Source organism: Bacillus thermotolerans (assembly GCF_000812025.2).
In the GTDB taxonomy this organism is placed as follows: domain Bacteria; phylum Bacillota; class Bacilli; order Bacillales; family Domibacillaceae; genus Quasibacillus; species Quasibacillus thermotolerans.
This window is the reverse complement of sequence record NZ_JWJE02000018.1, coordinates 1-25,198: the sequence shown is the minus strand read 5'-3', so window position 1 is coordinate 25,198 and position 25,198 is coordinate 1. Positions and strand designations below refer to the sequence as shown.

Sequence of the window (25,198 nt, the reverse complement as noted above, 5' to 3'; positions counted from 1 at the left end):
AAGGTGTGAAAGCTTTTGTGATTAAAATTTGAGGGCTGCTAAAACAAGCAGAACCCAGCCTGCTAAGAAGGCAACGCCGCCAATAGGCGTGATGGCCCCGAGCACTTTCACTCCTGATAGCGTCAGAGCGTACAGACTTCCTGAGAAAATCACCGTTCCAATCAGCATCAGCCAGCCTGACCAGTTCAAGAGAGAGCTTGCCTGCACTTGACCGATTAACAAACCAACTAAAATCAATCCAGCTGCGTGAAACATTTGATATTGCACACCCGTTTGCCACGTTTCCAAATACTTCGGCTCTACTTTCCCCTCTAAGCCATGAGCACCAAACGCACCCAGCGCTACTGAAAAGAAAGCACTAATTGCACCAATGATAATAAATAACTTCATCTTTCCGCTCCTTAAAAATCAAAGATAGAATCCCCATTTGCCCCATCATCTGTGCTGATTTTATTCGGCTGATGAACCGCCGGCTGTACAGTCTGCGGGACCTCTGGGCGAAGCAGAACAGGTTTCGAAACATCCTCTGCTTCTATTTGTATACTTCCGTCACCTTGAGCATCTAAAAGCATGTCACAAAGTGTGCGGATGGTATAAACATGCTGCTTCATCGCACTATTTCCTTCTGCTTTTCCTGCCCGCTGGAGCTCTTCCTCCATTTTTTTCAGAACGGACTTATGTGAAATATCCACGTAATGCACCCCCTGCTACTGCTTTTTAAGCTTAGGTGAAAACTGATAACATGGGTGTCCGGAAGCCTGAAGAACAACTGCTGCTGGCAGCTGCTTTGACTTAAAGCCATAAGCCCGGCAGCCACGAGGGCTTCTTTGATCCCACGTCACGTAGAATTGCCGGCATTTAAAGCAATCGACCTTCTCCATACACCCGCTCCTTTCCTTCATGGTTCTCATTTTAACAAATTTCACCTAAAAGGGATAAGGATACTTTTTGACAATTGCTATTCTTGTCTGTTTGTGTCGTTGTTTCACGTGAAACAGCGAAGTTTGGAAGATTTTGAAGTTTGGAAGATTTTATCGATTAGGAAGCTGCCAGTTGATTGGTTCTTCGCCAAGCTGCTTTAAACAATCATTCGCCTTCGAGAATGGCCTGCTTCCGAAAAAACCTTTAGAAGCCGAAAGCGGACTTGGATGAGGCGATTGAATAATACAATGTTTGTCCTGATCGATCAGCGCTAGCTTTTTCTGAGCTGGGCGCCCCCAAAGAATAAACACAACCGGCTGCTTACGCTCATTAATTAATGAAATAATCCGGTCCGTCAACTTCTCCCAGCCTTTATTGCGATGAGAATGGGCTTTTCCCTTTCGCACCGTCAGTACCGTATTCAAAAGAAGCACCCCTTGCTCGGCCCAAGGAACAAGATAACCATTGTTCGGAATTTGGCAGCCAAGATCGCTTTGCAGCTCTTTAAAAATATTCTTTAAAGAAGGCGGCGGTGTCACATCTGGTTGAACAGAAAAGCTTAGACCATGAGCCTGACCAGGTCCATGATAAGGGTCCTGACCAAGAATCACGACTTTTATATCCTTATAAGCAGTATAGTGAAGAGCGTTATAGATATCGTTCATTTCAGGATAAACTGTCTCTGTTTGATACTCTTTCTTTAGAAATTCTCGAAGCTCTTTATAATACGGCTGTTCGAACTCCGGCTCCAGCAACTCAGCCCAATCATTTTTTAATATGCTTTTACTCATCTAATCACCCTTTCTATTATACACCTAGCTTGAAGCCTATCTGGTTGGTTTATACCCAAAATCCTTAATTATGAGACAAATTCTGCTCTTTTACAAAGGAATGGACTCTTTTTGACCTTTCAGGAGGACGCCCTCAGTTGCTATCTCCGGAATATCAACGGCTGCTAGATGTTGATTTCACAAGGTTTTATAACTCTATCACCCGCTCTAAGCTGCTTCATCACTCCAACGACCTTACCGCTCTCAAAGCCTTTTGCACTGACACTCTCTCGTTGGAAAGAGGGGCTTTTTTTAAAGGAAAGGTTGTAGAAATGGTTGGATTTTTTTAAAATGTTACTATATACTTGAGCAAATGTATATTAACCTATACTTATCGCCATACTGAAAGGGGCTTTTCACATCATGGAAATGAAAAAGGTATTAACAATCGCAGGTTCAGATACAAGCGGGGGCGCAGGTATCCAAGCTGACTTAAAAACATTCCAGGAGCACGGCGTATATGGAATGACTGCCCTGACAACAATCGTTACAATGGATCCTGATAACCATTGGAGCCACGGGGTTCATCCGGTTCCGATTGACACAATCGAAGCTCAATTAAAAACAGCGATGTCTGTAGGCATTGACGCAATGAAAACAGGCATGCTGGCAACTGCCGAAATCATTGAAGTGGCAGCTAAGCACATGAAGGCAAGCGGTTCAGATAAAATTGTTATCGATCCGGTTATGGTGTGCAAAGGAGAAGATGAAGTATTAAACCCTGAAGCACCTGTTGCCATGCGTGAGTTCTTGCTCCCAATTGCAGCGGTCGTGACACCAAACTTATTTGAAGCTGGACAGCTTTCCCAACTTGGCCCTATCCGCACAGTTGATCAGATGAAAGAAGCAGCTCAAAAAATCGTTGACTTAGGTGCGAAATCGGTCGTTATCAAAGGCGGAAAACAGCTTGAGCACGAAAAAGCTTTAGACCTTTTCTATGACGGCAGCGATTTCACTGTGCTCGAAGCAGAAAAAGTAGCCACAACGTATAACCACGGAGCCGGCTGCACATTTGCAGCAGCAGTTACAGCTAACCTGGCAAATGGAAAAGACATGAAGACAGCTGTATCCAATGCTAAAGACTTTGTCAGCGCAGCCATTCGTCATGGCTTTAAGCTGAACGAATATGTAGGCCCTGTTATGCATGGTGCCTTTAACCGCATCCAAAAATAATGGAGTGAATAGCAGGCGCTGTTCCGCGAGAAGACACTCTGTCGCTTGCGGAACAGCTTTTTTTGGATGCATCTTTCGCAATTAATCGGATTTTTTAGTAGAATATTGAATAGAAGGCGCTTACGGAGGTGGACGAAAATGGAGCCGATTATCCCTGCAAAAGTTCAAGAGTCCATAGATCATTTTGCAAAGAAAGACGTATACATTCATTTAGAAACAACCAATGGGGCTTATGCCTCTCACTTTGACGAGAAGTTTTTCTCAGCCGGAGCTTATATCCGAAATGCCAATATTCAATATGAGCATGGAAAGATTGTCGGAGAAGGTCCTTATCGAGTAGGCTTAAAGCTTCCGATTGGCTGGGTATATGCAGAAGGTTTAACTCATTATGGCTTTGATGAAAGAGGAAGATTGCTTTTAGCTGGCCACGACTACGATGGAAAGCTGGCTGTCGCTTTAGAAATCGGAGAAGTACCGTTTAAATAAGCAAGAAAGAAGGTTGTTCACATGGAGATTGAAAAAGAGAGACAGGTGCTTGTCGTTTTCCCGCATCCTGACGATGAAGCATTCGGTGTGTCTGGCACACTGGCTGTCCATATCAAAAGGGGCACTCCCGTTACATATGCTTGCTTAACGCTCGGTGAAATGGGGCGGAACCTTGGGAACCCTCCTTTTGCCACGAGAGAATCTCTGCCTGATATACGCAAAGCTGAGCTGAAGGAAGCAGCTAAAGCCATCGGCATTAAGGATTTGCGCATGATGGGCCTGCGGGATAAAACCGTAGAATTTGAAGATGACCAAAAGATGGTAAAGCTTGTTGCAGATTTAATTGAAGAGCTCAAGCCTTCCTTAATTATCAGCTTCTACCCGGGATTCTCCGTGCATCCTGACCATGAGGCCACTGCACGTGCGGTTGTCCGTGCGGTTCGCCAGCTTCCCGACGAGGAACGCCCGAAGCTTCACTTAGTTGCTTTTGCGAATAATACGGAGACCGACCTTGGGCCTGCGGATATCATCCATGATGTATCGGATGTATTCGAACACAAGATGAATGCTATGCGCGCGCATATATCCCAAACCGCTTGGATGTTAAAGGAAATGGAGAAGCTCCTCGCTGTTAATGATGAGGAAACTGTTCAACGCGTAAAATTTGAACGTTTTTGGCTCTATGACTGGGCAAAAGACAATGTGAGTGACATAGAAGATTAACCGTCAACCCCTCTGCTGTTGTAAGAAGGGGATTCTTTTCACTTCATATAAAAACACGCTGCTCTAAGTGAGGCAGCGTGTTTTTATATGATTAAATAAGTAGATTAAATAACAGCGGGTCGTTATTAAGCTCGGTGTACGGGAAGCCCTTTTGCTTCATTCTTGAAATAAGAGGCAAGTAATCGTCTGTTGACTTTAATTCAATCCCAACAAGCACGGGACCCTGATCGCGATTCGTGCGCTTTGTATATTCAAAGCGTGTAATGTCATCTGTCTCTCCCAGTACGTCCTGCATAAACTCACGAAGTGCTCCGGCACGTTGCGGAAAGCTGACGATGAAATAATGCTTCAAGCCTTCATAAATTAATGAGCGCTCTTTAATCTCTTGCATGCGGTCGATATCATTATTTCCGCCGCTCACTATGCACACTATATTCTTGCCCTTAATTTCATCTTTATAAAAATCAAGCGCAGAAATTGGCAGAGCTCCAGCCGGTTCAGCAATGATGGCATTCTCATTATATAGATTTAAAATGGTTGTACATACCTTTCCTTCCGGCACAGCTATGATATCATCAAGCACTTCTTTACATACATCCATTGTCAGTCCGCCAACCTTCTTCACTGCCGCTCCGTCTACAAATGGATCAATTGTTTCAAGCGGAGTTACCTCTCCATTGGCGATCGAAGCCTTCATGCTTGCTGCCCCTTCTGGTTCTACACCAACGACTTTTGTCAGTGGGCTGATACTCTTCAAGTAAGAGCCGACTCCTGCTGCAAGGCCGCCGCCGCCAATCGAGCAAAAGACATAGTCAATCGGCTGTGGTGCTTCGTTCATAATTTCAATTCCGACTGTCCCTTGTCCCGCTGCTGTCATGTAAGCATCAAACGGATGAACAAATACCATGCCTTCCTTTGTTCCATACTCTTTCGCAGCTACGTACGAATCATCGAAGGTATCGCCGGTTAAAATGACTTCTACATTCTCACCGCCAAATAGCTTCACCTGTGAGATCTTTTGCTTTGGCGTCGTAGAAGGCATAAAGATAGCCCCTTTAATATTAAGTGCCTTGCAGGAATACGCTACGCCTTGTGCATGGTTACCTGCACTTGCACAGACAACTCCCTTTTCCCGCTCTTCTGTCGACAGATTGAAAATGAAATTATACGCACCACGCAATTTAAATGAACGCACAACCTGTAAATCCTCTCGCTTTAAAAAGATATTACAGCCGTAGCGTGCGGAAAGCAGCTCGTTTTTCTGAAGCGGTGTCTTGATTGCCACGCCTTTCAGCGTTTGACTTGCCATGACGATGTCTTCTACCTTTATTTTTGTTAAAGCCTTATTCACAGTTTTCCCCTTCTTTTAATTGAATTTTATGAATCATTTTAACATACCTATCCAAGCATGGATAGGGCTATTTCTGAAACGGCGGGAAGTGCCGTTTACTGATTTTCCTTATTTCTGTTTCAAAGATGGGGAATGGAATGATGACACCTGCTCGCCTAGGATAAAGCGGTTGATCGCTGAGGCGACCCCACTTTCGTCATTTAAATCAGTCACATAGCTGCAAACTTGCTTCACTTGCGGATTTGCGTTTTCCATAGCAACAGGAACACCAGCCTTTTGAAGCATGGATAAATCATTTAAGTTGTCACCGATGGCCATTGTCTCTTCTAAGCGAATACCTTTTGATTCGATAAACCGCTCAAGTGCCGTTCCTTTTTGGGCATCGGTATGCGTAATTTCAATGTTCTCGCTTCCTGAAGAGCTGATTGCGAGCTCAGGTATGCGCTCGAGCAGGCCTGACGCCTTCTCCAGCTTCTCCTCATCAAAGGAATAAGCGAGAAACTTGTAAATGGAGTGTTTGCCTTCACGAATGACTGGCTCATAACTATCTACAAGATACAAAAGCCCGATATCAAAACGCTTTTTAGCTTCCTCTCGAAGCTGTTCAGGAGAAAGATCCGTATAGCCTGATAAATAGATATCAACCATAATGTCAAGAGCCTTCTCATAATCGTCTGTGTATGTTCCTTGATCTGTGTATATTTCAAAATAAAGGCCAGCCTTTTTCAACATTGAATATACTTCAAGTGCCTGATCCACTGGCAGAAAGGCCTGCTCTACAATATTCCCTTCTGGATCCCGTGTCTCCGCACCATTAATACAAATAACCGGGCAGTGAATATCTGCTTCATCCAGCGCAAAGCGTGCCTCAAAATAAGAGCGCCCTGTCGCCACCACTACTTCAACACCTTGAGCTTGGGCTGCTTCAATTGCTTTCTTATTCTCCTGGCTGACTTGCATTTTTGCATCCAGCAATGTTCCATCCATATCTGTTGCAACACATTTAATCATGAACACACCTGCATTTCTTTTAATGTACTCTTTTGGAATTGTAACATGAACAATGGACAGAAACCTTAAAAAAGGCCTGCTGCCGCTGCCTATTTCTTCTTATTTATTTGTATATTAAATTATATACAAAAAATAATGGGGTGTTCTCCGTTGAAAATGTAAATTTTTTATAAATTTAAACATTAACAAAAGGGTAGATTTTTTTTCGGATATGAATTAAAATTTAAATCTATTAATAATTATACACTCTTACTTATAGGGAGAATATAAAATGGAAAACACAAACAAAACATCATTATCCAACGTACTAAAGTTCGTCATTCCTTCCTTAATAGGTATTTTCTTCTTTATCATGCCTATTTCACAGAATGGCGAGTTAACTATACCTATCGCCATTTTATCAAACTTTTTGCTGGAATCGCTCGGCGATGCCACACCAGTTATTATGGCGTACTTGATTGTCCTTTCCGCTTTAGGATCTTTACTCGTTAAGATAGCGAAACCGGCCTTCATTATGCGCTCGCCGTTCTTGCACTCATTATTTAATGTTTCTCCATTATGGACATTTATACGAGTGCTTGGAGCCATATTAGCACTTATGACGTTATATCAGCTTGGACCGGAATGGATTTACAGCGATGCCATTGGCGGCACACTGCTTTACTCTCTGCTTCCTACTTTATTCGCTACCTTCTTGTTTGCCGGCCTGCTGCTGCCTCTTCTATTAAATTTTGGGCTGCTCGAATTTGTCGGCTACTCGCTAACAAAAGTCATGCGTCCGCTCTTTAAACTGCCTGGCCGGTCATCCGTTGATACACTGGCCTCCTGGCTAGGAGACGGCACAATCGGTGTGCTTCTGACAAGCAAGCAGTATGAAGAGGGCTTCTATACGAAGAAGGAAGCGGCCATTATCGGCACAACCTTTTCCGTTGTTTCTATTACATTTTGCTTGGTGATCATCTCAGAAGTAGACCTAACAAGCTACTTCCTGCCTTTCTACGGCACCATTATTTTAGCGGGAGTTGCCTGTGCCCTCATCATGCCGCGGATCCCTCCCCTTTCCAGGAAGGAAGATACATTTATTAACGGGAAGCCTAGAAGCGAAGAGGATGAGAATGTACCTGCAGGCTATACACCTGTGAGCTACGGCTTTGAACAGGCTGTCTCCCATGCAGAAAAGAATCGATTTTCTTCTGTCTTTAAGGAAGGTATTCAAAACGTAATCGATATGTGGCTCGGCGTAGCACCGATTGTTATGGCTGTCGGTACGATCGGTTTGATCATTGCTGAAACTACTCCATTCTTCCAATGGCTCGGTCTGCCGTTCATTCCTATTCTTGAACTTCTGCAGATCCCTTATGCGGCCGAAGCATCGGAAACTATGCTCGTCGGATTTGCCGATATGTTCCTGCCTGCGATTATCGGCTCAGGCATTGAAAGCGAGCTGACCCGCTTTGTGATCGCTGCTCTATCAGTTTCACAATTGATTTACTTATCAGAGGTCGGCGGATTGCTGCTGGGGACAAAAATTCCAGTTTCTTTAAAAGACCTGATCATTATTTTCTTATTAAGAACGATTATTTCCTTGCCGATTATTGCTGTTATCGCTCATTTGATCTTTTAACAAGCTTTGGACCGCTGAACAAAAACAGCGGTCCAAAGCTTTTATAGTTTTTCAAGCAGAATGGAGGGAATTATTTATTTATTGCTTCAATTATCTGTATAATGAAGCTAGTACGTGGAAGGATGTGACAGTCACTTGGTAAATAAAAGCTGGTTTCAGGCAGGAGTGGCGATTCTGCTTGCGCTTCTGATCATTATGCTGTTCAGAGAAATAAATGATGTCTTTCAGCCTCTCGTTATTATTGCCAGCACGGTATTCTTGCCGCTTCTGTTAGCGGGCGTTCTCTTTTATCTGACACAGCCTGTTTCTAACTGGTTAGAAAATAAAGGAATGCCTAGATGGGGATCGATTTTAAGTGTATTCCTTTTGCTCATTCTCTTTTTCTGGATTTTGTATGCGATGATTGGACCGATTGTAATTCAGCAAAGCTCCAAGTTCGCTGAAAACACACCAGAGATGGTGGACGCAGTGGAAGATGGGATTAATTACTTCATGAACCAAAGAGACCGGTTGCCTCAATTTGCTATTGACTCTCTAAAGGAAGCGGAAGGTAATATAGAGGATTGGGCAATGTCGTTTGGCTCCTGGCTGTTTAATTTTCTGCAGGGCTTCCTTCAAACGATTGCTCTAGTCGTACTTACGCCTTTTTTCCTGTTCTATATGCTAAAGGACAGAGAGAGGTTTCTGCCTTTCTTTACACAGTTCTTCTCGGGACGCCGCAAAAGATGGGTAACCGATACGCTATTGGATCTAGACCATACGCTGCGTTCCTACATTCAAGGACAGCTGCTTGTCAGCTTCCTCGTCGGTGTCATGCTATATATCGGTTATTTAATCATTGGACTTGATTACTCCTTGGTTCTCGCACTGATTGGCATGGCAACCAATGTCATTCCATTTCTGGGCCCTTACCTCGCTGTTATGCCGGCTTTGTTTGTCGCTTGGATTCAGGAACCGCAAATGGTTATTTGGGTGGCCCTTGTGATGCTGATTGCCCAGCAGATTGAGTCGAATCTCATTTCACCGAATGTCATGGGAAAAGCGCTGCATATTCACCCATTAACCGTCATCACCCTGATTCTTGCTGCAGGGAATATTGCCGGACTTTGGGGAATTATCCTGGCTATCCCGACGTATGCTGCTTTAAAAACAATCGTGATGAACTTATACGAAGAACGCCGCAGAATTACAGAAGCAGCTACGAAGGAAGTAGAGTAACAGCTTGAAGCTGTTACTCTTTTTCTTTTTCTTCCGCACATTCAAAACAGTAAGTCGCTCCATCCTCCTTCACGCCATTGAAGAAGCCATCCATACAATAAAGTGTCCTCCCGCAATTCTTGCACGTACCTACTTTCTCTTGCATGCTCTCCCCCCTTTTCCTCTTATATTCCCTTTTGCCAATTGGTTTTCCTCTTCTCTTCCGCATAGGAATGGCTTACATACTTCTGTATAATAAAAGCATATTACCTTTCCACACAGAAGAAACTAATTATGGCAGTATCCTTCACCATTCCATGAAAAAGGAGAGAACACCTTTTGTCTAACATAAATAAGCGGCTGCTCGCTGTATTTTTGCTTTTTTCCCTTATCTATATCAGCATCAACCTGTTTTCTCACATACAGCCCGCCGAATCAGAGGCAAGCAGCGAGGAAGCAGTGGAAGCGACAGTGTTTATCCATGGCTATAAAGGTACCGCTCGATCCTTCGACACGCTGCTAGAGCGGTTTGAAGAGCAATATGACTGGGGCAAAAGAGCTCTTGTTTGTCGAGTCACGGCAGATGGAAAAGTTCTCGTCGATCAATTAGCCGACCGTCATAGCAGGGAGCGCCTGCTTGTACAGGTTATTTTCGAAAATAACCGGGCCAGCTTCGAAGATACAGCCTACTGGCTCTCTAAAGTGCTGAGCACCTTGCACGATCAGTACAAAATCGAACAAGCAAACCTCGTCGGCCACTCAATGGGCGGTATTGTATCTGTTCAGTTTTTGGAAGACTATTCGAAAAAGCCCGGCTACCCTCTGATCAACCACCTGATCGTTCTTGGCAGCCCCTTTGCCGGCGTCATCGATAAAGAGTACCTATTAAAGAACACCGGGGAGGGAGCGGCAGACTTAATGCCCAATTCGGATGCCTTAAAAAGACTGTTCAGGCACAAAGCCTCCTTTCCTTCAGATGTCAAAGTGCTGGCCATCGCTACAACAGGTGACAGTCTCGTATCAACCCGTAGCGTCCTTCTATTAGATAGAATCGTGCCTAAAAGCCAGTTTCACGGACAGATCATAGCAAGCCCTGCTATTACCCACGTTGGTCTTCATGAAAGCCCTGAAGTCGATCGCCTGATTGGAGAATTCTTATGGGGAGAGAATGACTAAAGCAACCTGAAAAAGAACCGGCCCCTGTAACAGGGTGCCGGCTCTTTTTAGGATTGCTATATACTTTTAAGCACTTTTTCACACGCATCCTTTATGGCTTTCTCGTCTCTTGCCTGTGCACTGCAGGCCTCTATTTGCTGATAGCAGCGGTTGCTCTCGTTTAAGTGGGCCGTTGCTTGGTTCATCCAGCTGCGATAGCGCCCGGCAATTTCCTTAATGCTGGCTTCGTTTTTCTCATCTGTACCTGCTGCTACAATTTCCCTATATAGATCCAGCACTTGATCTGTCGGTTTTTCCGGGAAATACTCATGAGGCGCGGTGCTGTCAAAGATGGCAAATCCAAGCTCGCGGACAATGACCATATCTAAGCTTCCAGGGTCAAATCCGCAGTGATATACTTCTGTGTCATATCCTCTTTCTTCAGAAGCAGCAACAATTTTTTTCAGCATTGTGGACTTTCCTGTGCCTGGACGCCCTTTTATAAAGTATCTATTAGCCAGCCCTTCCGTTAAATTCTGCACAAAGTCTACCGCGCCTCTTGAAGTAGCTGCGCCAAGAAAACGATGCTTTATAACCGCCTTTCTATCTCTTGTCACTGTCGGCAGCAGACGGTTGATCCACTCATTTGATAGCTCATTCGCCCTTTTACGGTCAAGCTGCTGAATATAGATGGCCTCCCACTCATCATGCACAGCCAGGGCATGTTGAAAACAGGTGTAAGCATTTTGCCGAGCTGCTTCTGCCTGCTCTTTTAGCTTCTTGACATGCTCCCGCTGATTGGCTGGCACAACTGGTGAATAGGAAAGCCGGAGGACTTGCACATTCGGCCCTGAGAGGCTGGGAGCCGCACCTTTTGCAAGCACAGCTGTTTCTTCCTTAACAGCAATTAACCCTTCGATCACATGTGAATCAAGCGGACAGTGAAGCAGCTCCACGTCTTTTCCCTGGTCAACAAGCTGATTGCTCAGCTCATTAAAAAAATTTGTCCTCTCTGATGCTGTTCCTCCGTCCAAAAGAAAAATCTTTTTTATTCCATAAAGGTTGGATTCAAGTAAATGATACAACCCTTTAGCCGTATTTCCCCTTGCAAAGTAGTGGATGATGTTTCCGCTCATAATCACACCTCTTCACGTGCATTTTAAAAGTGAATCTCTTCCACTGTATGCAAGGGGCCAAGCAGTCTATACAATGAATTTGTATTTAGATCAATTCGTGGGCCGTTATAGCCTTTGTGACAGCAACTAAATCACTTGGATTTAGCTCGATCTGGCGGCCGATTTTCCCTGCGCTGACAATCATGTTTTCCCGGGAAATCGTTCGGGAATCTAAATAAGTAGGGTAAAGTTTTTTCATGCCAATCGGTGAACACCCTCCCCTTATGTAGCCTGTATGCTTCTGGATATCCTTGACAGGAATCATCTCTATTTTCTTCTCTCCCGTTGCTTTAGCCGCTTTTTTTAAATCTAAATCTGCGGTCACAGGTATTACAAAGACATAGAGCTGCTTGCTTGTCCCAGCCGCTACAAGAGTTTTAAATACCGCTTCAGGCTCTTTTCCGATTTTTTCAGCAACTGATAGGCCATCGATTTTCCCGTCCTTTGGGTTATATGCATAGTCGGTATATGATAACCCTTCCGCATCCAATATGCGCATAGCATTTGTTTTACCTTTCATTTGTTTCAGCTTCCTTTCGACGTTATGATAGTAATTATAAATGATGAATTATATGAGGTGTAGTGAATGAATAAAGTAACAATCGCATCAGTGATGAACCTTCTGAAAGAGCAATTACCGCCTTATACGTCCATTGCTATAGCTGATAAAGAAGAATTTATTTATTATCACCCAGGCAAACTAGTCGACCTGCGTATCCAATCAGGTGATCCTATCCGTGAAGGCAGTGTGACGCAGAAAGCGATAAGAGAGAAGCAGGAGGTGTCCCAATATATTGACAGTGAGGTTTATGGCCTTCCTTATTACGCGGTATCCAAGCCGCTATTCGAAGATGGCGAAGTTGTCGGAACTGTAACGACCATTTTCCCAGCAAAGCCCTCCCCTATCGGAAGGAACTTCTTTACGATTAAGTCAGAAGATCGCTGGTATACTATTCCTTATGAAGACATTGTTTATTTGGAATCGGAAAACAGAAAGACAAAAGTACAGGCTATGAGCGGAAACGGCTACCACAAAATGAATTTAACAGAACTGGAATTTATGCTTCCTGACGATTTATTCATCCGTGTTCACCGGTCCTATATCGTCAATGTTAGTCACATACAGGAAATTCAGCCTGATTCTCACTCTACCTTTCTATTGATTATGAAAGACCGGACAAAGATTCCAGTTAGCCAAACATATTCAAGTTCCTTCCGGAAAGCACTAAATTATTAATTTAGTGCTTAGTGTTGTTTTTTCGCTGTTTTATTTCTTTTTAAAGGCTTTTCATGCGGATTCAAGTGAAGAAATGCAAAACGATTGTTAGAATATTTATAACAAATAATATGTGATAGGGGGACGTATCATTGAATTCACGTGTTACTGATCGATTACGCTCAAAAGAGCTTCAGGATAGAGTTGTTTCCGCCCATGAAGCTGCTTCTTGGATTGAAGACGGGATGACCTTAGGATTAAGCGGTTTCACACGTGCAGGTGATGCTAAAGCTGTGCCTATGGCGCTGGTAGACCGTGCAAAAGATGAGCAATTTAAGGTAAACGTTTACACAGGAGCCTCCCTCGGCTTTGATATCGATAAATTAATGGCTGAGGCTGGTATTATTAATAAGCGGCTTCCTTTCCAAGCAGATCCTGCTATGCGTAAGAAAATCAACCAGGGAGAAATGCTGTTCACAGACCACCATCTATCTCATGTAGCAGAAATGGTTCGTGCCAACTCACTTTGCCCGATTGATTTTGCCATCGTTGAAGCTGTAGCTATTACCGAGGATGGTGCAATCATTCCATCTGCTTCTGTCGGTAACTCAGTTACTTTTCTTCAACAAGCTAAGAACGTCATTATTGAATTAAACCTTGCACAGCCATCTGCGCTTGAAGGCGTGCATGATATTTATGAACCCGCAGAACAAGGAAAGCGCTTACCTATCCCGCTTACATCAGCGAGCGATCGTATTGGTACACCTGGTATTCACATTGATACCGATAAGATTAAAGGAATCGTGTTGACGGATGACCTTGACTCTCCTTCAACGATTGTTCCTCCGGATGAAGATACGGCTACTATGGCCGCACACCTGATCGAGTTCTTGCGTGAGGAAGTAAGAGCTGGCCGCTTAACAAATGAACTGGCTCCTATTCAATCAGGCATTGGTTCTGTAGCAAATGCAGTGCTGCACGGTTTCCTTGATTCTGAATTTGAAAACCTTGAAGTGTATTCCGAAGTGCTACAGGATGCCATGTTTGATTTATTAGACAGCGGAAAACTCCGCTTTGCTTCCGGCTGCTCATTTACTCTGTCAGAAGAGAAGCTGAAAGCTGTTCTTCCTAAATTAGATGAGTATAGAGACCGCATGGTTCTTCGTCCGCAGGAGATCTCTAACCACCCTGAGATCATTCGCCGCCTCGGCTTGATTGCTATCAACACAGCACTCGAGGTAGATATTTACGGAAACGTAAACTCTACACATGTCTGCGGCACGAAGATGATGAATGGCATTGGTGGTTCTGGTGATTTTGCCCGCAATTCTAGATTAGCAATTTTCGTGACAAAATCTATCGCGAAAAATGGTGATATCTCCAGTATCGTTCCATTTGTTTCTCATGTGGATCACACAGAACATGATGTGGACGTTATTGTTACAGAACAAGGTTATGCAGACCTGCGTGGCCTCGCTCCTGTAGAACGAGCACGAGTGATGATTGAAAACTGTGTACATCCACTGTATAAAGAGCAAATAAAAGCTTATTTTGAAGAAGCTCTTGCACGTGGTGGACAAACACCGCATGTATTAGAGAAGGCTTTTTCTTGGCACACTAACTTTGCAGAGAATGGCACTATGTTAATGCCGATCAATTCTTCCGTAAGCAACAATTAAAATGCCCTGTTTACTTTCGTAACGTCCGCAAGGCGGTGCTTGCTGTGAGATGAGAGACCACCCCATTCCTGTCATCTTTAAGACTGCGCTTTTCAAGTGCCGCCCGGCGTTAAAAATATAACACTTACACCTTTTATAACTGTCTAAAAAAAGCAGTCCGGAATGAGATCGGACTGCTTTTTTTAGTGATTTATTTATTTTTATTCAGCTTTTGTGGTGCCAGGCTAACAACCGTATCCCCTGCTTCTCCCGTTGGATCATTCCCCTTTGAGTAAAAGGCAATTTTTCCGTTTTTCTTAATTAAAGCTAGTGGAATAGTTCGTTGATCACGTTCTGCTTCGTATTGCTCATATCCATATTGCTCTGTCAGCTGAGTCCGCCTGAATCCGTATTGATTGCTCATTTTTTCATGAAGGGACTCCCACGTCACATCTTCTGAAAATAAACTGTTCCCTCCGAGTGACTTGGCATAGTCATTCGAATCGACCTGCCGGTGCGTTTCAGTACGCAGCTGATAGACGTTTGCCCGGCCAATTTCCGGGATAAAGGTATTACTGACTAAGGTATTGTAAGCATCATCATCTGTCGCTGTCATCATATATTGGTACGGGGTAATCTCCAGCTCATGCTCGGCTCCTTCTGATAATAGATCACCGTAATAGACTGCGATATCTGCCTCTCTTGCTTTTCGTAATCGGCGCCACGACTCTTCTACAATCATCACAGGAACGTCCTCTTCCTGCAGAACCTTAGCAAAACCAATTGTAAAGGAACTGCTGCCTACAATTAAGATGCCCGGCTTATCCTCAACAGCCAGCCCCCATCTCTTCGCCAGCCAGCTAATAGAAAATCCATGGGCACAAACTGTTGCAAAGACCAAGGCAAATGTTAAGGATGTGAGCATTTCTGCGTCCTCATACCCTGCTGCAAGGAGCCGCTCTGCAAAATAGCCAGAAACAGTCAAAGCCACGATTCCCCGAGGAGCAATCCATCCAACGAGCGCCCGCTCTTTCGTTGTTAAATCTGTTCCTATGGTGGAGAGCCAAATCGACAAAGGCCTTACAATAAACATCATCAGTATGACAAATAAAATAATGTGCCAGTTAAATACTTGCATCAGTACATCCATTGTCAACGATGCAGTCAGCATGACAAAAATAGAAGAAATCAGCAAAAGCGACATGTTCTCTTTAAAGTGGCGCATATCCCTTAACGAGGAAATCGGCATATTTGCCATTGTAATCCCCATGGCTGTGACAGCCAGCAAGCCAGTCTCATGCATAATTTCGTCTGTGATTGTAAAACAGGCGATCACCATCACAAACACACCCGGCGCCTTTAAGAACTCTGGAATTTGCCCTCTTTCCATCATGTGGCCAATTCCTTTTCCAAGTGCCCAGCCAAGAAAAACAGCAAAGATAGAGGCAGCAAAGAAAGGAAGAAAAGCCGTTAAACCTTCATTATCTGAATTTGCCACTTGTACAATTTCGAAGGCCAATACAGCCAGCAAAGCGCCAAAAGGGTCGACAATGATCCCTTCCCATTTCAAAATGGCAGCTGTTCTCTGCTTAAGCTTTGCCTGCCTGAGCAACGGCAGAATAACAGTTGGTCCTGTAACGATGAACAAGCCGCCGATCACAAGAGAGACCGACCAGGACAACCCTGCTACATAGTGAGCAGCAGCAGAGCCTAATAGCCAGGCTATGAAGGCACCAAGTGTGGTAATGCGAATAATAGGCCTTTTTAAATCTTTAATTTCCTTGAAATTTAAGCTCAAGCTTCCTTCAAATAAGATAATAGCGACCGCAATGGAAATAATAGGCTGAAACAAGTTACCGAAATCGTTCTGAGGATCAACAATACCGAATACAGGACCAAGGGCTAGTCCTGCGACAGACATAATGACAATCGCAGGAAGGCTATAACGCCAGGACAGCCATTGAGATACAATACCTAACAGGATAATGAGCATAAGATAAAATAAAATGGAATCGAACATAACAACCTCTTTTCTTTCTCTCACGATTTCATAAATTTAGTCATGTATTCCCTTCCCATCTTTACAGTAAACACAGCAGATAAGAGGAGCCAGGCTCCCGCATAAGCAGGAGTCTGGCGTTTTCCTTTATACTTTTCGATCCCGTGTGCTCCTCTTAGCAGGGCTTCTCTCTTTTAACGGTTTGAGCTGATTAGGGTCCAACCCATGGCCAAGTGTACCATATCGATGCCGTGCTTCAAGGTCCACCAGCTCTTCTCGGTTGTTGTATAGGCGCGGCGTTTTATATAGGGCGGCCAGTGCCTTAAACAGCGGCATTTCATGATAGCGCTCAGGCCAGCGCTTTTTAAGCTCAGCCTTCACAAGCGGATAATACTTCGAACTCATCCCTGGAAACAGATGATGCTCTGTATGATAAGAAAAATGGAAATGAAGCACATCCACCCATTTCGGCACCGTAACCGTTAAGCTGTTAGCAAGCGGATCATTTACAGGCACAAGCGGATTTAACCGGTGATTTGTTGCAATGTACGCCATCACAATAAAATTAGCAATCAACAGGGGAATCAAAAAAGCAAACAGCCATTTTAACGGGCCAATCAAGAATAATAACCCGATCCAGCAGGCCCATGGAAGAAGCAGCTGAAGCCAAACCGCTGGTCGCTTCTCTTTGCTGAACTCCTTAATAAAGCGCTTAAACATGCGAAGTGAATGGAGAGAGAAGGTAATAGCCAGAAAAGCCATCTCCAGCATTCCCCGTACAGAGATCGGCAGCCTGTAAAAGTATTTAACGAGAATAGACCGGGAAAATTGGTCAACTGTCGGCCATGCGTCCGGATCCTTCTCTTCGTCCTGCGTATGCCGGTGGTGCGTTAAGTTGTGCCACTTTGTCCATAGCTTCGGTCCGGTGCTCAGCGGAAAGAACGCAATTCCCCCCGTTAATTCACGGAGCCAGGCTTTTCTGACAACCGTTCCATGCAAAATCTCGTGACCTAGAAAGCCCATTGCCGCGAATGAGCTGCCCAATATAAAAGCTATGAATGTATAGAGCCAAAAATGAAAGTCTGTAAAGCTAATGGTCAGTATGCCAGCAATGACAACGACCAGGTAAGCCAGCCCGCCCCAAAGCCGCGCCGGTACAGGCTGAAACGCTTTCTCCGGCAAGTAAGGACGCACACGGGCAGCATACCAAGCAAATGAATGTAGTTCCTTCAATTCATTCCCTCTTTTCATCCTAAATTTCTTCTTTTTATCACAAGCTGCTTTTATCCCCTCATACTTGTTGTCTGCTCCGCTGTTACGAGAGCAAATTAGAACCGCCATCCACGTAAGTACTCAAATGGCTATCAGTGTACAGCGGCAAGGTGCTTGCTTTACAATAGAGGTACCAGTGACCTGTGGAAAGGAAGAAGCAAAGTGAAAAACTTTTCTCTGTACCGCATTGTTGTGATCGTCTCTATGGCTGTGAAGTTTCTTCTGCAAATCGCCCTTTTCCGCAGAAAACACCGCAGAAACTGGACAAACCAGACAAATGAACAATGGGAATCGCTCTTGAAAGAGCAGGCAATCGAATATAGGCAGACAGCCTTGCGCCTAGAAGGCCTCCTGATTAAGCTAGGACAATTTTTAAGCACTAGAGCGGACATTATGCCTAGAGTGTTTATTGAACAGCTAGAGGACCTAAATGACCGTGTACCGAGTGTGCCTTGGAAATCCGCTAAGGAAGTGCTTGAAAAGGAATGGAATAAGCCTTATGACACAGTGATTCAGAAAATTAGCAAAGAGCCTGTTGCCTCCGCTTCTATCGGACAAGTGTACAAAGTGATTCTTCCGAATGGTGACACAGCCGCCTTGAAAATCCAGCGTCCGGGCATTGAGCGGATTATCAATACGGACTTTAAAGCACTTCGAATCGTGATGTGGATCTTGAAGACCTTCACACCAATAGGTGAACAGGCAGATCTGTGGGCCCTGTACCGGGAGCTGGATATAACGATTGGGCAGGAATTAGATTTCTTAAAAGAGCTGCAAAACGGCATTTACTTTAAGAACCGCTATCAATCGTTCGATTATGTAGACGCTCCCTTCTATTACGACAAGCTGTCAACAAGAAAAGTTCTCGTTATGGAATGGGTGGAAGGGGCCCGTATCACCAACCTCGACCACCTGCAAGCGAATGACATCGACCGGCGCGAGCTGGCTGTTCGGCTTGTCGAAGTGTTTCTAGAGCAGCTGCTTCGGGAAGGCAAGTTTCATGCTGATCCACATCCAGGAAACATTTTAGTAAAACGCGATGGTACTATTATGCTGATTGACTTCGGCATGATCGGAGAAATCAGCCGCAGCGATGCAATTTTCATTCGGCAGCTGGTAGAAGGCATTATCCTGGAAGACTATGATCAAGTGATTCACGCGCTCGAGAACCTTAGGTTCCTATTGCCCGGTGCAAACAGAGAGCTGCTGAAAAAAATGATCCGCACTCTTGTTAATACATACACGAGCCGTGATTTTTCACTGAGCGATGAATATTTGGTGAAGCAGCTGTTTGCCGATATCGAGAAAATTGTTCGGGAACAGCCGATTCAGCTGCCAAGTGAGTTCGCTATTTTTGGAAAAGCAGCTTCCACTTTCGTCGGCACGCTTTATATTCTCGATCCTGATATTGATTTGCTTCAAGTCAGCAAGCCGCTTTTATTCCAATGGCTGAAGGAAAATTACGAGCCAAAGGACTTTCTTTCTCCAAGAACTGCATTCAATTGGCTTATCCAGTCAGTCCGTCCTTTATCTGCTGTTCCCCGCCGGGTGCAGCAAGCATTGGATGAACCACGTAAGTACAGAGAATGGAAACAGCACCATGAGAACCTTCAGCTTGAACAAGCTCTTTTGCTCTCCAAAAAGCGGGATGCTTTAGTCTTCATAGTCATCAGCTTTATTTTCACTGTCCTAGGCATCCTGTTTCATCACGAATGGCTTCTGTACAGCAGCGGGACAGTGCTGCTTTTCAGTTTTTTTTATTACCTTTTCAGCTTGCGGGCAAACCGGAAATTACTGAAAAAGCGAAGATAATAATCATTATTTTCATTATTTGCATACCCTTCCTATTTATGCATAATCCAACCAAGAAGAAGCTGCCAGGCATCTCGCCCGGCAGCTTCTTCTCTTGCTGTCTTATGATTGCTTTAATTGTTCAAAAACCTTCTCAACATCTTTGTCACCGCGCCCTGAAATATTGACGATGATGATTTGTTCTTTATCCATAGTCGGTGCCAGTTTCATAGCATACGCTACCGCATGAGAGCTTTCAAGAGCCGGAATAATCCCTTCCGTACGGGAAAGCTCCTGGAAGGCCTCTAGCACTTCCTCATTTGTGACTGTGTAGTATTCAGCCCGGCCTGTTTCCTTCAGGTAGCTGTGCTCAGGTCCGGCTCCTGGATAGTCCAACCCAGCAGCGATGGAATAAGTCGGCAGCGGATTCCCTTCTTCATCTGCTAATACGAGGCACTTAAATCCATGCAAAACACCAGGCTTTCCTTGTGTAAGAGAAGGTGCTTTTTCCGGCTCTGCACCGATTAATCGAACAGATGGCTCATCAATATAATGAGCAAAGGCACCAATCGCATTGCTTCCTCCCCCGACGCAAGCAAGAACCGCATCCGGCAGACGTCCTTCTTTCTCAAGAATTTGCCTCTTCGATTCCTCACTGATCACAGAATGAAAATGCTTAACCATAGTCGGGTACGGATGCGGGCCAACAGCCGATCCAAGCAAATAGAAAGTGTTCTTATAGTTTTCTACATAATCATCCAGTGCCGCATCAACAGCATCCTTTAAACGGCCTTGTCCCTTCTCGACAGCAACTACTTCTGCACCTAAGAGCTCCATGCGGAATACGTTTAGAGCCTGGCGGCGAGTATCCTCAACCCCCATATACACGACGCACTCCATGCCGAACATGGCACAAACGGTTGCCGTAGCCACTCCATGCTGACCAGCTCCTGTTTCAGCAATGATTCGTTTAGCTCCCATTTTCTTCGCCAGTAAAATTTGGCCCATTACGTTGTTAATCTTATGTGAACCAGTATGGTTTAGGTCCTCTCGCTTTAAGTAAATCTTGGCACCGCCCAGCTTCTCCGTTAAATGGCTTGCGTAGGTCAGCGGATTTTCTCGTCCTACATAATCCTTTAGATAATCTTTGTATTCCTTTATAAATTCAGGATCGTCCTTGTAGGTATTAAATTGATCCGCCAGATAATCCAGCGCTTCCTGCAGCCCTGGCGGCACGAAGCTTCCGCCGAATTCCCCAAAATATCCTTGCTTTGTCTCTACTTGACTCATCTCTCTCGTCTCCTCACTTCTAAGCTATTTAGATTGAAATCTAAATTTTCTACTAATATATCAAGTTTACTATTGATAAGTCAAATTCCCCAAAACCAACACTCGTTCTCATAAAAAAACTGCCTTTCAGAAAGGAAAAGATCCTTTCCAAAAGACAGCCTGCTTCACTCTTTATTCAAACACGATAGTTTTATTCTCATGAACGATGACACGGTCTTCCAAATGCCATTTCACCGCTCGGGCAAGAACACGGCGCTCGATGGAACGGCCGATCTTCTTCAAATCTGCTACATGATCACGGTGGTTGACCCGTTCGATATCCTGTTCAATGATTGGCCCTTCATCTAAATCATTCGTTACATAGTGCGATGTTGCCCCAATCAGCTTCACTCCGCGTGCATAAGCCCGCTCGTAAGGCCGGGCGCCGATGAACGCCGGCAAAAAGGAATGATGGATATTGATAATCTTGTCTGGAAATTCGCTTACAAAATCTGAAGTTAAAATTTGCATATAGCGTGCCAAAATGATGACATCAATTTGTTTCTCTTTCAGCAAAGCGATTTGCTTTTCTTCTACCTGCTTGCGGATGTCCTTATTAGCCGGAATGTAATAGAAAGGAATGCCAAGCGCCTCTACCATCCCTCTCGCCTCTTCATGGTTGCTGATGACCATGACGATATCAGTCGGCAGGTCCCCGCTTTGCCATTCCCAAAGCAATTCAAGCAAGCAATGTGTTTCCTTGGAAACAAAAATGGCTGTGCGCTTTCGGTCCGCTCTATAAGTAAATCGGTAATCCATGGAGAAGGATTCTGCCAGCGATTCAAACTCTGCTTCCATGGCTGCTCTCTTCTCATTTAATTGAGGACATTCAAACTCTACACGTATAAAGAACGTTCCGCCCTGCGGGTCGCTCGAATGCTGGTTGGATTCAACGATGTTTGCCTTGCGGTCAGCCAAGAATTTAGAGATCGCCGCAACAATCCCTGGACGGTCCGGACACTTTACAAGCAATGCGCCTCGGTCACGCGCGTTCTCTTCATATATTATAGGATTGCTGTTTGCGTTTGTATTCATTATTAAAAACCCTGCCTTTACTTGATCAAATAATTATCCATTATACTGTAAATATAACGTATTGAAAATCTTTTTGCCATGCTATCTCCTCCTTCCATTCTTCTCCTTATTGAACTAGGCGCTACATTAAGGGTATGATGGAAAAGACCAATTAATAGTTAGACAGAGAAGGTGAGTTTTAGTGGAGAAGAGAGAACAATGGTCGTCACGCCTTGGCTTTATTTTGTCTTCAGCTGGCGCGGCCATCGGATTAGGAGCTATTTGGAAGTTCCCTTACGTAACTGGACAGAGCGGAGGAGGAGCTTTTCTTTTATTATTTGTATTATTTACTTTATTAATCGGTCTTCCTATGTTGATTTCTGAATTTATTATTGGACGCAGTACCGGCAAGGAAGCAGTGAGTGCTTATCAAAAGCTTGCACCTCGAAGCTTTTGGACCATCATTGGCAAGCTCGGGGTTGTCGGCTGCTTTCTGCTGCTTTCCTTTTATAGTGTAGTCGGCGGCTGGGTGCTTATTTATACGTTGATGGCAACCAGCGGACAAATCATCACCCATGGACAGGATTACGGCGCTCTATTCGGCCAAATAACCGGATCGCCGCTGATCACACTGGGCGGCTTGGCTGTTTTCCTCTTTATTAATATTATAATCATTGCTGCAGGGGTGCAAAATGGGATTGAAAAAGTCAGCAAGTATATGATGCCCCTTCTATTCATATTCTTTATTCTCATTGTTATCCGCTCACTAACGCTTGACGGTGCAGCGGAGGGTGTACGCTTTTTCCTGAAGCCCGATTTTACTAACATAACAGGAGAAGCTGTTCTCTATGCGTTAGGGCATTCGTTCTTTTCACTTGCTGTCGGGTTTTCATGCATGGTTACTTACAGCTCTTATTTAAATAAAGACGTCAGTATCCCCTCTTCCGCGGGAACAGTCGCTTTAATGAATGTTTTTGTTTCTATTCTGGCAGGGCTGGCCATTTTCCCTGCTGTATTCGCCTTTGGGGTAGAACCGGCGGAAGGACCGGGCCTGCTATTTGTTGTGCTGCCTTCCGTGTTTGGGCAAATGCCTTTTGGTGAACTTTTCTTATTTATGTTTCTGGCTTTGTTTTTGTTCGCCACATTAACTTCCTCTATCAGTTTAGTGGAGGTCATCGTCGCAGCTTTCTTGAAGAATCATTCTTCAAGAAGAAAGCTGGCAATTATTACAGGAGTCGTCGTGTTTTTCGCCGGTATTCCAGCGGCCCTTTCATCCAGTCTTCTAGCGGATGTACAGTTATTCGGCAAAACGGTATTTGATGCAACAGATTTTCTCGTCAGCAATATCCTTCTGCCTGCAGGCAACCTGCTCATCGCCCTGTTTATTGCCTGGGAAATGGATAAATATTTAGTTAAGAATGAATTTATGCTCAGCCACTCTATGCCTAACAGCTTGTATTCCGTCTGGCGTTTCCTAATGAAGTGGATCGTTCCCATCACGATCGCCGTTGTCTTTATTAATACGCTTGGCCTTCTTTAAAAGTCCCTTCCCGGGGCTTTTTTTATTAGACAGAGATGAAAAGTACGGCTACTATTCGATCTGGCTCTTATCTCAAACTGATGTTGGTTAAATACTCCTTTTTCATTAATCACTTTTCGGCATTGGTTTTTTAACATAATGATATTGATACGATCAATGAATGAAGGTAAGATGTAAGTAAGAAACTTTAATGAATTTAATTTATTTCAAAAATTCAAACTATGGGCAGGGGGAAGCTCTAATGGAACTAACAACAAATGCACCATCAAATAATGAAGCGTTACAAGCTGCACAAGAATATGTTGATCAAGTATATAAAATCGTTCAAAGACGTAATCCCGGAGAAAGTGAATTTCATCAAGCCGTTAAAGAAATTTTCCAATCTCTTGTTCCAGTATTCGCTAAATATCCGAAATACATAGAACAGAACATTTTGGAAAGAATGGCAGAGCCTGAGCGTATGATTACTTTCCGCGTGCCTTGGACAGATGATAATGGGAATGTTCAAGTAAACCGCGGCTATCGTGTAGAGTATAACAGCGCTCTAGGACCATATAAAGGCGGTCTGCGTTTTCACCCTTCAGTAAGCGCAAGTATTATTAAGTTCTTAGGATTTGAGCAGATCTTCAAAAACTCTCTAACAGGCCAGCCAATCGGCGGCGGAAAAGGTGGATCTGACTTTGATCCGAAAGGTAAATCAGATGCTGAGGTTATGCGTTTTACACAAAGCTTCATGACGGAACTGTCACGCCATATCGGCCCAGACACAGACGTTCCTGCGGGTGACATCGGTGTAGGCGCTCGTGAAATCGGCTATATGTTCGGCCAGTACAAGCGATTGAAGAACGCTTATCATGCGGGTGTGCTTACAGGCAAAGGAGTTAACTACGGCGGAAGCTTAGCCCGGACAGAAGCAACAGGCTACGGTACTGTATACTTCGTCGAGGAGATGCTTAAAGATAACGGTCTCCAATTCAATGGCAGCACAGTGGTGGTTTCTGGTTCTGGTAATGTTTCCATTTATGCAATGGAGAAAGCGACAGAGCTAGGCGCACGAGTAGTAGCCTGCAGTGATTCGAACGGCTATATTTATGATAAGAATGGTATCGATGTTGAAACAGTTAAACGCTTAAAAGAGCAAGAAAGAAAGCGTATCAGTGAGTATGTAAAAGATCATCCAGAGGCAGAGTATGTAGAGGGCTGCACAAATATTTGGACGATCCCTTGTGATATTGCTCTTCCATGCGCTACTCAGAATGAAATCGATGAAGCATCTGCACGCACACTTATTGAGAACGGTGTAAAAGCAGTTGGCGAAGGAGCAAATATGCCATCTACATTAGAAGCGATTGACGTCTTCCTGGATGCAGGTGTACTGTTCGCTCCAGCAAAAGCAGCAAATGCCGGGGGAGTAGCTGTATCTGCTCTAGAGATGGCTCAAAATAGCGCGCGGATGCCTTGGACATTTGAAGAAGTAGACCAAAAGCTGCACACGATTATGAAAAATATCTACACTGCCAGCGTTCGAGCTGCAGCAGAAGTAGGCTATGAAAACAACCTTGTCGTTGGTGCCAACGTAGCTGGCTTTATGAAAGTGGCCGATGCTATGCTAGACCAAGGCCTTGTATAAATCTAAAAAAAGGGTTCTAAATCAAATGTTGGGGTTTTAGGCTACCGCGCTACGCTTGGTGGCCTCTATAAAAAATGATGGATGGTACCATTCATCATTTTTT

24 protein-coding genes are annotated in these 25,198 nt (G+C 44.3%); 11 read left to right on the top strand and 13 right to left on the bottom strand.

Features of this window, described 5'->3' with window-relative positions; all coding sequences use genetic code 11:
- Positions 1–21: 21 nt before the first annotated feature.
- From QY97_RS08925 to QY97_RS08910, 4 genes are all read right to left on the bottom strand, one after another.
- Complete coding sequence (locus QY97_RS08925) at positions 22–390, bottom strand: DUF423 domain-containing protein (protein ID WP_039231132.1); 369 nt, start codon at positions 388–390, stop codon at positions 22–24.
- A gap of 11 nt (positions 391–401) precedes the next feature.
- Entirely contained in the window at positions 402–692 is a 291-nt protein-coding gene (locus QY97_RS08920; RefSeq protein WP_039231130.1) for a YwdI family protein, read from the bottom strand.
- 15 nt (positions 693–707) lie between these two features.
- Complete coding sequence (locus QY97_RS08915; RefSeq protein ID WP_039231128.1) at positions 708–881, bottom strand: hypothetical protein; 174 nt, start codon at positions 879–881, stop codon at positions 708–710.
- A gap of 150 nt (positions 882–1,031) precedes the next feature.
- The gene (locus QY97_RS08910; protein WP_039231125.1) at positions 1,032–1,712 is read right to left on the bottom strand and encodes a uracil-DNA glycosylase; all 681 of its coding nucleotides are present in this window, start codon (positions 1,710–1,712) and stop codon (positions 1,032–1,034) included.
- A 402-nt stretch (positions 1,713–2,114) separates the two neighbouring features.
- Here QY97_RS08910 and pdxK point away from each other — a divergent pair, with 402 nt between their 5' ends.
- From pdxK to bshB2, 3 genes are all read left to right on the top strand, one after another.
- Positions 2,115–2,924 carry a pyridoxine/pyridoxal/pyridoxamine kinase gene (gene pdxK / locus QY97_RS08900; protein ID WP_039231122.1) on the top strand — a complete coding sequence of 270 codons (810 nt, stop codon included), beginning with the start codon at positions 2,115–2,117 and terminating at the stop codon, positions 2,922–2,924.
- Between the two features lie 138 nt (positions 2,925–3,062).
- On the top strand, positions 3,063–3,410 hold the full coding sequence (locus QY97_RS08895) for a YojF family protein (RefSeq protein WP_039231119.1): 348 nt from the start codon (positions 3,063–3,065) through the stop codon (positions 3,408–3,410).
- A 27-nt stretch (positions 3,411–3,437) separates the two neighbouring features.
- Positions 3,438–4,133: a bacillithiol biosynthesis deacetylase BshB2 gene (bshB2, locus tag QY97_RS08890; RefSeq protein ID WP_039231184.1), complete on the top strand. Its 696-nt coding sequence runs from the start codon at positions 3,438–3,440 to the stop codon at positions 4,131–4,133.
- Positions 4,134–4,224: 91 nt separating this feature from the next.
- Here bshB2 and ilvA read toward each other — a convergent pair whose 3' ends face one another.
- Together ilvA and QY97_RS08880 are read right to left on the bottom strand one after the other, a co-directional pair.
- Positions 4,225–5,484, bottom strand: coding sequence for a threonine ammonia-lyase IlvA (ilvA, locus tag QY97_RS08885; protein ID WP_039231118.1), 1,260 nt, complete (start codon positions 5,482–5,484; stop codon positions 4,225–4,227).
- 108 nt (positions 5,485–5,592) lie between these two features.
- Positions 5,593–6,495, bottom strand: a complete 903-nt coding sequence (locus QY97_RS08880) for a Cof-type HAD-IIB family hydrolase (protein WP_039231116.1) — start codon at positions 6,493–6,495, stop codon at positions 5,593–5,595.
- Between the two features lie 271 nt (positions 6,496–6,766).
- On the opposite strand from QY97_RS08880, the gene QY97_RS08875 reads away from it, so the two are divergent.
- Complete coding sequence (locus QY97_RS08875) at positions 6,767–8,119, top strand: YjiH family protein (protein ID WP_039231114.1); 1,353 nt, start codon at positions 6,767–6,769, stop codon at positions 8,117–8,119.
- Positions 8,120–8,254: 135 nt separating this feature from the next.
- Positions 8,255–9,337: an AI-2E family transporter gene (locus tag QY97_RS08870; RefSeq protein ID WP_039231111.1), complete on the top strand. Its 1,083-nt coding sequence runs from the start codon at positions 8,255–8,257 to the stop codon at positions 9,335–9,337.
- Between the two features lie 13 nt (positions 9,338–9,350).
- Here QY97_RS08870 and QY97_RS20975 read toward each other — a convergent pair whose 3' ends face one another.
- Positions 9,351–9,482 carry a hypothetical protein gene (locus QY97_RS20975; protein ID WP_261337324.1) on the bottom strand — a complete coding sequence of 44 codons (132 nt, stop codon included), beginning with the start codon at positions 9,480–9,482 and terminating at the stop codon, positions 9,351–9,353.
- 173 nt (positions 9,483–9,655) lie between these two features.
- Here QY97_RS20975 and QY97_RS08865 point away from each other — a divergent pair, with 173 nt between their 5' ends.
- Positions 9,656–10,492, top strand: a complete 837-nt coding sequence (locus QY97_RS08865; RefSeq protein ID WP_039231109.1) for an alpha/beta fold hydrolase — start codon at positions 9,656–9,658, stop codon at positions 10,490–10,492.
- Between the two features lie 56 nt (positions 10,493–10,548).
- Here the strand turns inward: QY97_RS08865 and QY97_RS08860 are convergent, their stop codons facing one another.
- Together QY97_RS08860 and ybaK are read right to left on the bottom strand one after the other, a co-directional pair.
- The gene (locus QY97_RS08860; RefSeq protein WP_039231107.1) at positions 10,549–11,607 is read right to left on the bottom strand and encodes a hypothetical protein; all 1,059 of its coding nucleotides are present in this window, start codon (positions 11,605–11,607) and stop codon (positions 10,549–10,551) included.
- Positions 11,608–11,692: 85 nt separating this feature from the next.
- Positions 11,693–12,166: a Cys-tRNA(Pro) deacylase gene (ybaK, locus tag QY97_RS08855; RefSeq protein WP_039231105.1), complete on the bottom strand. Its 474-nt coding sequence runs from the start codon at positions 12,164–12,166 to the stop codon at positions 11,693–11,695.
- 66 nt (positions 12,167–12,232) lie between these two features.
- On the opposite strand from ybaK, the gene QY97_RS08850 reads away from it, so the two are divergent.
- Together QY97_RS08850 and QY97_RS08845 are read left to right on the top strand one after the other, a co-directional pair.
- Positions 12,233–12,883 carry a LytTR family DNA-binding domain-containing protein gene (locus QY97_RS08850; protein ID WP_039231102.1) on the top strand — a complete coding sequence of 217 codons (651 nt, stop codon included), beginning with the start codon at positions 12,233–12,235 and terminating at the stop codon, positions 12,881–12,883.
- 131 nt (positions 12,884–13,014) lie between these two features.
- Positions 13,015–14,541 carry an acetyl-CoA hydrolase/transferase family protein gene (locus tag QY97_RS08845; RefSeq protein ID WP_039231101.1) on the top strand — a complete coding sequence of 509 codons (1,527 nt, stop codon included), beginning with the start codon at positions 13,015–13,017 and terminating at the stop codon, positions 14,539–14,541.
- A gap of 190 nt (positions 14,542–14,731) precedes the next feature.
- On the opposite strand, the gene QY97_RS08840 is transcribed toward QY97_RS08845, so the two are convergent.
- Positions 14,732–16,540 (bottom strand): cation:proton antiporter, encoded by a 1,809-nt coding sequence (locus QY97_RS08840; RefSeq protein ID WP_039231099.1) that lies wholly within the window; start codon positions 16,538–16,540, stop codon positions 14,732–14,734.
- A gap of 126 nt (positions 16,541–16,666) precedes the next feature.
- Positions 16,667–17,752 (bottom strand): fatty acid desaturase family protein, encoded by a 1,086-nt coding sequence (locus tag QY97_RS08835; protein WP_039231183.1) that lies wholly within the window; start codon positions 17,750–17,752, stop codon positions 16,667–16,669.
- Positions 17,753–17,953: 201 nt separating this feature from the next.
- Here QY97_RS08835 and QY97_RS08830 point away from each other — a divergent pair, with 201 nt between their 5' ends.
- On the top strand, positions 17,954–19,603 hold the full coding sequence (locus QY97_RS08830) for an ABC1 kinase family protein (protein ID WP_039231098.1): 1,650 nt from the start codon (positions 17,954–17,956) through the stop codon (positions 19,601–19,603).
- Between the two features lie 102 nt (positions 19,604–19,705).
- Here QY97_RS08830 and trpB read toward each other — a convergent pair whose 3' ends face one another.
- Complete coding sequence (gene trpB / locus QY97_RS08825; RefSeq protein WP_039231097.1) at positions 19,706–20,872, bottom strand: tryptophan synthase subunit beta; 1,167 nt, start codon at positions 20,870–20,872, stop codon at positions 19,706–19,708.
- A 171-nt stretch (positions 20,873–21,043) separates the two neighbouring features.
- Positions 21,044–21,946, bottom strand: coding sequence for a formyltetrahydrofolate deformylase (purU, locus tag QY97_RS08820; protein WP_039231095.1), 903 nt, complete (start codon positions 21,944–21,946; stop codon positions 21,044–21,046).
- Between the two features lie 181 nt (positions 21,947–22,127).
- On the opposite strand from purU, the gene QY97_RS08815 reads away from it, so the two are divergent.
- A complete protein-coding gene (locus tag QY97_RS08815) occupies positions 22,128–23,465 on the top strand; it encodes a sodium-dependent transporter (protein ID WP_039231093.1) in 1,338 nt (445 codons plus the stop codon).
- Between the two features lie 241 nt (positions 23,466–23,706).
- Positions 23,707–25,095 carry an NADP-specific glutamate dehydrogenase gene (gdhA, locus tag QY97_RS08810; protein ID WP_039231091.1) on the top strand — a complete coding sequence of 463 codons (1,389 nt, stop codon included), beginning with the start codon at positions 23,707–23,709 and terminating at the stop codon, positions 25,093–25,095.
- The last annotated feature ends 103 nt before the right edge of the window (positions 25,096–25,198 follow it).